This is a genomic window from Nocardioides lijunqiniae, from assembly GCF_015024225.1.
GTDB lineage: Bacteria > Actinomycetota > Actinomycetes > Propionibacteriales > Nocardioidaceae > Nocardioides > Nocardioides lijunqiniae.
In genome coordinates this window covers 452,991-463,278 of the sequence record NZ_JACJGM010000001.1, presented here as the reverse complement: position 1 = coordinate 463,278, position 10,288 = coordinate 452,991, and the positions used below count along the sequence as shown (strand labels likewise).

The 10,288-nt window shown below is 71.5% G+C and carries 7 protein-coding genes; all 7 read right to left on the bottom strand.

All coding sequences use genetic code 11. The features are described from left to right. Window positions 1-112 precede the first annotated feature (112 nt). Window positions 113-958, bottom strand: coding sequence for a phosphate ABC transporter ATP-binding protein (locus IRQ30_RS02190; protein ID WP_193611394.1), 846 nt, complete (start codon window positions 956-958; stop codon window positions 113-115). 107 nt (window positions 959-1,065) lie between these two features. Then, window positions 1,066-2,637 carry a substrate-binding domain-containing protein gene (locus IRQ30_RS02185; RefSeq protein ID WP_193611393.1) on the bottom strand — a complete coding sequence of 524 codons (1,572 nt, stop codon included), beginning with the start codon at window positions 2,635-2,637 and terminating at the stop codon, window positions 1,066-1,068. Window positions 2,638-2,713: 76 nt separating this feature from the next. Continuing rightward, entirely contained in the window at window positions 2,714-3,553 is an 840-nt protein-coding gene (locus IRQ30_RS02180; protein ID WP_193611392.1) for a sortase domain-containing protein, read from the bottom strand. Window positions 3,554-3,681: 128 nt separating this feature from the next. Continuing rightward, a complete protein-coding gene (locus IRQ30_RS02175) occupies window positions 3,682-6,291 on the bottom strand; it encodes a hypothetical protein (RefSeq protein ID WP_193611391.1) in 2,610 nt (869 codons plus the stop codon). After that, complete coding sequence (locus tag IRQ30_RS02170) at window positions 6,288-7,895, bottom strand: substrate-binding domain-containing protein (protein WP_193611390.1); 1,608 nt, start codon at window positions 7,893-7,895, stop codon at window positions 6,288-6,290. Before IRQ30_RS02170 ends, IRQ30_RS02175 begins: the two co-directional genes overlap by 4 nt. After that, window positions 7,892-9,097 carry a phosphate ABC transporter permease PstA gene (gene pstA / locus IRQ30_RS02165; RefSeq protein ID WP_193611389.1) on the bottom strand — a complete coding sequence of 402 codons (1,206 nt, stop codon included), beginning with the start codon at window positions 9,095-9,097 and terminating at the stop codon, window positions 7,892-7,894. The genes IRQ30_RS02170 and pstA overlap by 4 nt, the downstream gene beginning before the upstream one ends. Then, window positions 9,094-10,068, bottom strand: a complete 975-nt coding sequence (gene pstC, locus IRQ30_RS02160) for a phosphate ABC transporter permease subunit PstC (RefSeq protein WP_338087851.1) — start codon at window positions 10,066-10,068, stop codon at window positions 9,094-9,096. Before pstC ends, pstA begins: the two co-directional genes overlap by 4 nt. Between the last annotated feature and the right edge of the window lie 220 nt (window positions 10,069-10,288).

The window sequence follows — 10,288 nt, the reverse complement described above, 5'->3', positions numbered from 1 at the left end:
CGCCGGTCGACCGGCGAAACTGGTGCTGGACCGACGAAGTTTCAGCGGTCAAGGTCCAGATTCGCCGGTCGACCGGCGAAACTCCCGCCACCCGAGCCGACCTGAGCCAGGCTCAGCCGAAGCGCCCGTTGACGTAGTCGGAGGTGCGCTGGTCGCGGGGGTTCTGGAACATCGTGGGGGTGTCGCCGTGCTCGACGATGACGCCGGGGGTGCCCTGCGAGGCGAGGAAGAACGCGCAGCGCCCGGAGACGCGCGCCGCCTGCTGCATGTTGTGGGTGACGATGACGATCGTGACCTCGCGGGCCAGCTCGAGCATGGTCTCCTCGATCACCCGGGTCGACGTGGGGTCGAGGGCGGAGCAGGGCTCGTCCATCAGCAGGACGCGTGGCTTGATCGCCAGCGAGCGGGCGATGCACAGCCGCTGCTGCTGGCCGCCGGAGAGGCCGCCGCCGGGGGCGTCGAGTCGGTCCTTGACCTCGTTCCACAGGCCGCCCTTGACCAGGCACGACTCGACCAGCTCGTCCTTGGTCGAGCGCGAGGCCTTGGTGCCGGTGAGCTTGAGGCCGGCCAGGACGTTCTCGCGGATGGACATCGCGGGGAACGGGTTGGGCTTCTGGAACACCATCCCGATCGCGCGGCGCGCGTCGATGAGGCGCTTCGACGGGTCGTAGATGTCCTCGCCGTCGAGGCGCACCTCGCCGGCCAGCTGGGCCGAGGGCACCAGCTCGTGCATGCGGTTGAGGATGCGGAGGAACGTCGACTTGCCGCAGCCGGACGGGCCGATCAGCGCGGTGATCTCGCCGGCGTTCATCGTCAGCGAGACCCGGTCGAGCACCTTGTGGGAGCCGAACCACGCGGTGATGTCGCGCGCCTCGATCGCCGCGAGCGGGGGCGCCGGCGGCGCCGGTGCGCTCGGGGGTACGGCGGGCAGGGTGACGGTCGCGTCGGTCGCGGTCATGGTGCTGGTCTCCTCGGGATGCTGCGGGGTGGTGCCGGGCCGGGTGACCGCCGTGCGGCGGCCACCCGGACCCGGGGTGGTGCGGTGGTGCGAGGTGCCGGGTGGTGCTACTTCTTCTTCTTCTTCTTGGCCTTCGCCTGCTTGATCTTGAAGACCTTCTGCGAGCCGACGGAGACTCCGTCGCCGGCCCAGACGACCTTCAGGTTGTTGGCGCCGACCTTGAGCTTCGGCAGGACGATGACGACCTTGCCGTTGGCGAGCCGCTTCGAGGCCAGGACCTTCGCGCCGCGCATGACCTTGACCAGACCCGTGGCCTTGGCGCTGACGCCGGCGAGGACGACGGTGACGGCGCCGCGGGCGCGCTTGCCGGCCTTGACCGAGGCCGGGAAGGACTCGGTGATCGTCGACGACGTCTTCACGACGCCCGCGCCGGTGTCCTCGGACGGCTCGAAGGCCGAGCCGCCGGCCGGGGTGAAGACCGCGTAGTAGCTGTGCGCGCCCGGGGCGACGTTGCCCTTGGTGAGCACGGCCTGGCCCGAGGTGAGCGGGATGCCGGAGCCCAGGAGGGTCTCGCCGTCGTAGAACGCCACGGTGCCCGAGGGCGAGGTGCTGCCGGTGACGCGCGCGGTGAGGCGGGCGGTGCGGGCGACGGTGCTGGTGACGGTGAGCGTCGTGGTCGTGACGACCCGCTCGTTGAGGGTGAAGTTGCTGGTCGCGCTCTGGGTCGGCAGACCGCAGACACCGTCGAAGTCGTCGGTGGCGAGCTGCTTGAAGCCGGCGGCCTCGATCAGCGGGCGGGCGTCGGTCGAGCAGAGGTAGCCGTTCTTGCCGAACACGGCGAGCACGTTGGCGTTGCCGACGGCCGTGCCGCGGACGACGTTGTAGAGCGCGCGGTCGGCCTTCCAGCCGGCCTCGAGCCGCAGGGTCTGACCCAGCAGGCCCGCGCGACCCTCGGAGAAGGGTGCGATCGCGTTGGGGTTGCCCTTGATGTCGGCGTCGGAGTGCTCCTGCACCGCGGCGACGGAGGCGCCGAGCGTGACGGCCACGCCCTCGTTCATGGCCTTGAGCTGCGCCTCGAAGAAGCTGCGCGTGCCCGAGCCGGCCTGCGGGATCTTCGGGGCGATGGTGCCGCTGGTGCCGCCGATCTGGTTCCAGTTGGTGATGTTGCCCTCGTAGATGTCGACGATCTGCGCCGGCGTCAGCGAGGCCGGGGCGTTCGAGGGCACCGTCTTGGAGACCGCCATGACCAGCGTGTCCAGCGCGAACGGGAAGGCCTGGAGCTGGGCGGACGCCTCGGCGGTGTTGATGGCCGAGGAGGAGCGCGCGAAGTCGATCTCGTTGTTGTTGCCGGCGCCGTAGAGCAGCGCCTTGCCGGCGCCCGAGCCGTTCGGACGGGTGATCTCGGCAGCGCCGGGGAGCGGGATGGTGCCGCCACCGAGGGCGGCGTACGTCGCCACGCGGGCGGCGGGGCTGGTGGCGTTGTAGCCGTCGGCCAGCAGCTTCAGCGCGTGCTGGCTGGTGTCGGAGCCGACGCCGATCAGGTCCGCGCTGGTGGGCGTGAAGGCGGTGTCGTCGGGGTCCGCGGTGTAGGCCGCGTGGGCCGGCGCCGTGGTGAGGGCGATCGCCGAGAACGCCACCGCGGAGGTGACGGTCGTGGCGAACAGCTTGCGTGCGTGCATGAGTGGGTTCTCCTCGGTAGGTGGCCGCGGCGCGGCCGGTGTGCGGGATCGTGCGGTCAGAGGTGGATCGGACGGGTCAGATCACGTTGGGCAGCAGCCGCATCACCACGTCGGTCGTGGCCCAGGACAGGGCGATGGCGAGCGGGCTGGCGATCACCCAGACCAGCGCGGCGGACCAGCGCTGGCGGGCGGCGACGATCGCCAGGGTCAGGGCGAGGAGGAGCGCGAGGGCCAGCGCCAGCAGGGGGAACGCCCCCGTGTCGTAGGCGAGCGCCTTCTCCGAGTCGGGTACGGCGGCCGGCCGGCCAGCGGGCGCGGGGAAGCCCTTCGCGGCGTCGGCGTCGACGTAGAGGACGTCACGCGGCTGCAGGGCCGCGAGCCGCCCCTCGCCCTCGCTGGTGACCAGCGTGAGCCGGGCGGCACCCGCGGCGAGCGGCTGCGGCTGGGGGTCACCGGCGCGCCGGACGCCGACGACCGTGAACTCCAGGGCCCCCTGAGCACCCACCACGGAGATGGTGTTGCCGGCACTCAGCTCGTCGAGCCGACCGAAGGGTGCGCCGTAGGTCGAGGAGCGGCCCATCAGCACCGAGGTGCCGGCCTGCCCGGGCAGAACCGTGTTGCGCAGGTGGCCGGGCCCGGCCAGAGTGTCTCCGCTGGCCGTCCCTTCGACGACGACCTGCTCGAGGTCGATCTCCTCCGCGGTCATCACGGCGACGGGGTCACCGGCGGGCACGACCGGACCGGTCGGCGCGGTGGCGCCGGCCAGCTGCTGGCGGAAGTCGTCGTACAGCAGGGTCTGCGCCCGGTCCTGGGAGATGCCGCCCAGCACGAGCAGCTGCGCCACCACCCAGGTGCAGACGATCGCCAGCATGATGAACGCGGTCGAGACGGTCAGGGCCGTCTCCTCGCCCGCCATCGGCGCACGAGGAGCCCGCGGCGCCCGAGGAGGCTTCGGCGGCTTGGGTGCCTTCGGCGTCCGACCACCGCGAGGCGGCGCGCCGGGGCCGGGCTGAGCCGCCACGTCGGGGTCCGGAAGCGTCGCGGTCACGGCTGCCGCCGTGGGGGCCGGACGAAGAAGCGGATGCCGCTGCCCACGAGCCCGCCGAGCAGCGCCAGCACCAGGAGGAACGGCATCAGCCGTCCCGCCATCGGCGAGCTCATCGCGGTGGTCGGGTCGGTGACCACGGCCTCGGCCGGGCCGGTCGCGGTGGGCGCCGCCGACGGCGGTACGGCGACCGGCGCCTCCGCGCCCGGTGCGGCGGGCGGGTCGACGGTGCCACCCCCGCCACCACCGCTGCCGGCGCCCGGCGTCGGCTCGGCGCTCGGCTCACGGGCGGGGGTCTGCTTCTCCACCGCGTCGGCGACCCGCTGCGCGGCGTCGTACAGCCGGCCGGTCACGCCCTTGGCCCGGATCGGCAGGTAGCCCTCCGGCAGCTCGCCGTTGCCGGTGCCGGCGCGCTGACCCTCGGAGGTCGACACCCGGATGAACTGGGCGACCTTCGCGGCGTCCTCCTCGTCCATGCCCCGCAGTCGGGCGGCCGTGTAGACGACCATCGCGCCGGGGTAGGCGCGCGCCGAGCCCCGCACGTCCTTCTGGTCCAGCACGAAGGGGCCGAGCTTGCCGTCCTGCTCCGTCAGCGAGACGGCAGCGGCGATCGAGCCCTCGGTGGGAGCGACGTAGCGGCCCGGCTTGGTCTGGAGCGCGGCGGAGCGAAGGCCGAAGCGCTCCGCGTCACCGAGGCTGACGATGCCGAGCATGAAGCGCGACCCGTAGGACTGGCGGTCGACGCGACCCAGCTTGTAGGTCTTCGTCGCCGCGTCGTAGTCGCAACGGGTCTGCACGTTGGGCCACGCGTCGAGCAGCGCCTCCGCGATCTTGCGCAGCGTCGTCACCGGAGCGGCCAGCTGCGTGAAGTAGACGCCGGGGTTCTCCTGGCGGCAGGTGTTCTCGGTCTTGGGGATGTAGGAGTCGAGCAGGGGCCACGTCGAGGTGGGGAGCTTGATCCGCTTGTAGGCGGGGTTGACCCGCATGCCCCACGTGTCCGGCTTGCCGTTGACGAAGGCCATGGCCTCCTTGTCGTGGGCGATGTAGTCGGTGACCTGCTCGACCACGTCGGAGGACTCCGAGAGGGAGAGCAGGGTGGCTCCGACCTCCTGGACGTTCTGGCTCAGCCCACGGTTCAGCGCCACGAACTCCGGGTCCGTCATGATCGCCAGCGGGTTGTCGCGCATGCCGGGGTGGTCGCGACCGAGGTCGGAGCCCAGGTAGGACTGGGTCATCAGCTTGGCCAGCAGCCGCGCGTTGAGCCGCAGCGTGGCGTACTCCCCGGCGTTGTCGGGGCGGTCGATGACGTAGCCGACCGAGAAGCCCGTGACCGCGGTGGGCGCGTAGCCGACCGGGTCCTCGGTGCGCCGCTCGTGCTCGCTGGACACGACGGCCGCGGGCGCACGACCGGACTCCATCAGCCGGAAGCCCGCCTCGTCGGAGGTCTTGTTGTGCTGGAACTTGAAGCGCTTCTTGTTCAGGCAGTAGGCCGGCGCCCACTGCAGCGCGGCCTGCGCCAGCAGCTCGGAGCCGTAGAAGCCTGTGGGCGAGCGAGGGTCGAGGACGTCGCACACCCCGGGCGGCAGGCCGAACGTGATCGGGATGGAGAAGCGGTTCCTCCAGTTGGACGCCGACCACCACAGCGACGGCGAGACGGCCTGGTCGACGCCGTCATTGGCGAAGTTGCTGGAGCCCGGCTCGAACCGCCCGCCCTTGCGGCACGCCTTGTCCGCGCTGGTCGCGGGCGTCGAGGGCTGGTCGCAGCTGAGGCCGTTGATCGGGATCACGACGACCGAGCAGTCGACCTGGTGGCTGCAGCCCAGCGACTCGTTCTCGATGTCGCTGCGCACCTCGAACTGCACCGACCCGTTGCCGGCGGTGTCGGTGAACGCCGCGATCTCGTGGGGCGGGAAGGCCGCGCCCACGGCGGCCTCGGGGGGCATCCGGTCGGCGTTGCAGGCGGGGAACAGCACGCCCTTGCGCGACACGAACGGCGTCAGCCTGCTGTAGAACGGCGCGATGTCGGCCGTGGGGCACTCCTTCGCGCTGGGGGGCGGCGTCATGCCGGAGACGCGGCCCTTGTCGGCCGCGGTCGCGTAGAGGTCGTGCACCCACGACGCCTCGCTCTCGGAGCGGGAGATCTGCGAGCGCTGGGCGACCGAGGTGGTCCAGCAGGTCTCGGGCCGCAGCTGCTTGGCCTTCGGCAGCGAGGGGTCGTCCACGCCGCGGCACTGCATCACCACGACGGGATACTCCTGCTGCAGACCGTTCTCGCCGTACGGGTTGCTCGCCCGGCCGCCGCTGGGCTGCGCGCCCTTCCACTCGATGAGGATCCGCTGGCGACCGCGCAGGTTGCGGGTCTCGTCGGCGGACACGGTCACCGTGTTGGTCGGGAACGAGTACGTCGTCCTGTGCTCGTTGGTCAGCACCCGGGTGAGCGCCTTGGTCTTGGAGTACGCCGCGCCGCCCGGCGCGGCCGCGGGGGCGGGGCCGTTGGCCTCGGCCGGGACCCACGCGACCAGGCCGGCGACCAGCACGGACGCCAGCACGGCCAGGACGGTGGCGACCAGGGGGCGCAGGGTGCGGCGACGACGCTGCAGGCGGATCATCGGGCACCGCCCGGGCGGCGACGGCGGCGCAGCGAGGCGGCGTACACGCCGGGGAGCACGACGATGCCCACGGCGAGCACGGCGGCGAGCCAGCCGAACGTCTTGCTGTCGATCGGTCGCTCCGCGGCCAGCTCGGTCGGGTTGGCGTAGACCTCCTCGGCCGTGCCGGTGTCGCCGGTCGGGGCGGCGACCTCGCCGGTCGCCGGGTCCACGGCAGGTGGAGCCCCACCACCGGGTGCGGAGGGCGCCGCCGCTCCCCCGCCGCCGGGCGCGGCGGGCGTGTTCGCGTCGGGGGTCGCGGCCCCGCCCCCGTCGGTGGACGGCTTGTTCTGGCCCGTCTCCGTGCCGCACGGCCCGGCGCCGGTCTTGTCGCACGCCGCGGGCTGCGGGGCGACCTCGGCCAGCTTGTTCTTGTTGAGGTTCTTGCCGTCGAACGTCGGGTTGTTGCAGCTGCGGACGTCGCGGTTGCTCAGGTTGACGGCCGGGTCGGCCTGCTTGAGCTTCCCGATCTGCTCGAAGCCCGCCTGCACCAGGTTGACCGGGAGCGGCGAGTAGCCGAAGTCGCCCGCCTTGGTCTGCCCGGAGCACAGCGAGTAGTAGAGGAAGTCGGCGAGCGTCTGGCGCTTGGCCGTGGTCATCCGGGAGTCCGTCTTGCCGGTGGGGATGACCATGTAGGAGTACGACGACACGGGGTAGGCGCGCGGGTCGGCGTTGCGGTAGACGCCGTCCAGGATCTGGGTGAGGTAGAGCGCCGAGCTCTTGTCGCGGTTGATCTTGGCCTTCGTCAGCGCGACCGCGACGTTGTAGTCGGTGGGCTCGACGAAGTAGCCGGCCTTGTTGAGCACCTTGACGACCGGGTAGTCCTTGTTGACCGGGTAGGAGTACTCGACGTAGCCGATCGTGCCGTTGCCCGCGAAGCCCGAGATCGTGTTCATCACCTGGTCCGAGCCGGCCTGGGCGATCGCCCGGCCCTTGCGCGGGTAGTACGACGTCAGCCCGGAGCGGCCGAAGAAGGGCCGCCAGACGCTGGGGAACTCCTTGTCCATCCAGGTCGTGAACTGCGCGGTGGTGCCGGAGCCGTCGGCGCGGACGACTGGGGTGATGTCCAGCGACGGGAGCGCCCGACCGTTGTTGTCCTTGGTGATCGCCGGGTCGCTCCAGTTGGTGATCTTGTTGGTGAAGATCTTCGCGATCGTCTCGCCCGACAGCCGCAGGTTGCGCACGGGCTTGTCGCCGATCTTGAGCTGGTAGGTGAACGCGGTGCCACCGGCGACGATCGGGAGGTAGGAGTACTCGCGGCCGTTGCTGGTGTCGGCGTTGCCCTGCTCGTCGGTGCCCTGGTAGGGGATCTCGGAGATCGCGAAGTCGGTGCTCTTCTGCGAGAAGTCCTTGCGGCCCTTGGACGAGCCGCCCCCGGTGTAGACGACCTTCATGCCGTTGGCGTCCACGTCGGCGATCCACTGCTCGACGATCAGCTGCGACCAGGTGGAGCCGGTCCCCTCGATCTGCGCGTAGACCGCGGCGTGCGACGCCCCGGGCATGGCGAGCACGCAGCTCAGGGAGACCAGGAGGCTCAGGAGGAGGCGGGCGGGGAGGCGGTTCACCGGGCGGCTCGATTCGGGGCGAGTGCACCGGCGAGCCGGGCACGGAGGGTGGGTCGGTTGCCACGGGGGCGGGCCAGCAGACGGGCGACGACGAACAGCACGAGCACCAGCGCGAGGAGCACGGTGGCCGCGCCGAACGCGCGGGCGATCGCCTGCGGCTCGCCGCTGCGGACGTTGGTGTAGATGAACAGCGGCAGCGAGTTCATGACGCCGTCGGTGGGGCCGGTGACGGTGAACGCCGCGGCGCCGGAGGTGAGCAGGACCGGGCTGGTCTCGCCGACACCGCGGGCGATGCCGAGGATCACCGCGGTGGCCAGGCCGGGGCGTGCCGTCGGCAGCACGACGTGCCAGACCGTGCGCCAGCGGCTGGCGCCGAGCGCCAGGCTCGCCTCGCGCAGCCCACCAGGCACGACGCGCAGGACGACGTCGGCGGCGCGCGCGATGATCGGCAGCATCATGACCGCGATGGCGAGCGACGCGGCGAGTCCGGAGCGCGGGAAGCCGAGGGCCACGATCAGGACCGTGTAGATGAACAGGCCGGCCACGATCGAGGGCAGCGCGGTCATCGCCTCGACGACGGTCCGCACGATGGTCGCGAACCGACCGCCGACCTCGGTCATGAAGACCGCGGTCCCGATCCCGAGCGGCAGGGTGATCAGCAGCGCGATGCCCAGCTCGATGCCGGAGCCGGCGATCGCGTGCAGGATCCCGCCCTCGTCGAAGCTGTCCTTGGGGCCGACCCCGCTCATGTCCTGCGTGTAGAAGTTGAGGTTGAGAGCAGCGCGCCAGCCGCGCATGGTCACGAAGACGACCGTGCTCACCAGGGCCGCGCCGGTCACCAGCGCGGCGCCCGTGATGATCCCGGCGGCGACGCGGTCCTTGACCTCGGTCATGCCGCCGGTGATCCCCGCGGTCACCCCGGTCACCACGAGCCCGACCACGAACCACGAGATCAGGAACCACGGCAGGCCAGCGAGCGGCAGCAGGCGCTGGGTCAGGAGCCAGGCCAGGGCGGCGCCGGCCACCCACGAGCCGATCAGCGCGAACCGCTCGTCGGGGCTGGGCTTGCCGAGGCCCGGTCGGGGCAGCGGCGGCGGCGCGTCGTCGTCGTACGCCGGCAGGTGGGTCTGCGGCGGCGTCGTCGCGGGGACGACCGGCGCGCTGGTGGGGCCGGTCGCCGGGGCCGGGGTCATCGTGGTCATGCGTCGGTCCCGGCGCCGGAGCGGCTGCGGTTGACGACGACCGCGGCCAGCGTGTTGACGATGAGCGTGATGACGAACAGCACGAAGCCGGCGGCCAGCAGCGCGGACAGCTGGGAGGTGCTGGCCTCCCCGAAGCGCCCGGCGATCAGGGAGCTGACGGTGCTGGTGCCGACCTCGAGGATGCGCGGCTTGATCTCGAAGGCCGGCGACACGATGAGGACGACGGCGATGGTCTCGCCGAGCGCGCGGCCCAGGCCGAGCATGGTGCCGCCGATGATCCCGCCGCGGCCGAAGGGCAGCACGACGGAGGTGACCATGCCCCAGCGGGTGGCGCCGAGCGCGAGCGCGGCCTCCTTCTCACCCTGCGGGGTCTGGGAGAAGACCTGGCGCATCACCGCGCAGGCCATCGGCATCACCATCATCGCCACCGCGATGCCCGCGCAGAAGGCGCTGGCGACGTAACGGCTGGTGTCCCACACGGCGGCGTCGGGGTCGGTGTTCTCGACCTTGAAGAACGGCACCCAGCCGAAGTTGCGCTGCAGCCACAGAGCCAGCTCGGCGGCGTACGGCATGATCAGGAAGAAGCCCCAGAGGCCGTAGACGATGGACGGCACGGCGGCCATCAGGTCGACCAGCGACACCAGCGTCGAGCGGATCCGCGCGGGCGCGTACTCGCTGATGTAGAGCGCCACGAGCACCGACAGCGGGAACGCGAACGCCATCGCGACCAGCGCGACGGACACGGTCCCGGTTAGGACGGCGGCGATGCCGATGACGTCCTGGTCGGGGGCCCACTGCGACTCGGTGAAGAAGCTCAGCCCGTAGCGCTTGAGGGTCGGGTAGGCCTGCCAGGCCAGGAACACCCCGACGCCGCCGGTGATGACCAGCACGCTGGCCCCGACGGCACGGGCACCGTGCTCGAAGACGGCGTCGGCCCCGGTCGACCTGCGCGACAGCTTGCGGGGTCGCACGTCCGCCGCTTCGGGCGCGGGCGCAGGAATCGTTGTCAACAGAAGGCTTTCCCAGACGAAAGGCGGATCTACGAGAACAGCCCAAAGTCTCAGGAGGACAACGAAACGGTCGTGCGGTCCTGGGTGAACGGCAGACGAAGAGCGCCGCGTCCTTTCCCGAACAGGTCAGCGAACAGCCCGTGACGTAGTCACAACGGGCTATCCCGGAGTAGCCCACCTC

Coding starts and splice junctions, on each gene's coding strand:
- IRQ30_RS02190 (WP_193611394.1), bottom strand. CDS start 958: ATGACCGCGACCGACGCGACCGTCACCCTGCCCGCCGTACCCCCGAGC.
- IRQ30_RS02185 (WP_193611393.1), bottom strand. CDS start 2,637: ATGCACGCACGCAAGCTGTTCGCCACGACCGTCACCTCCGCGGTGGCG.
- IRQ30_RS02180 (WP_193611392.1), bottom strand. CDS start 3,553: ATGGCGGGCGAGGAGACGGCCCTGACCGTCTCGACCGCGTTCATCATG.
- IRQ30_RS02175 (WP_193611391.1), bottom strand. CDS start 6,291: ATGATCCGCCTGCAGCGTCGTCGCCGCACCCTGCGCCCCCTGGTCGCC.
- pstA (WP_193611389.1), bottom strand. CDS start 9,097: ATGACCACGATGACCCCGGCCCCGGCGACCGGCCCCACCAGCGCGCCG.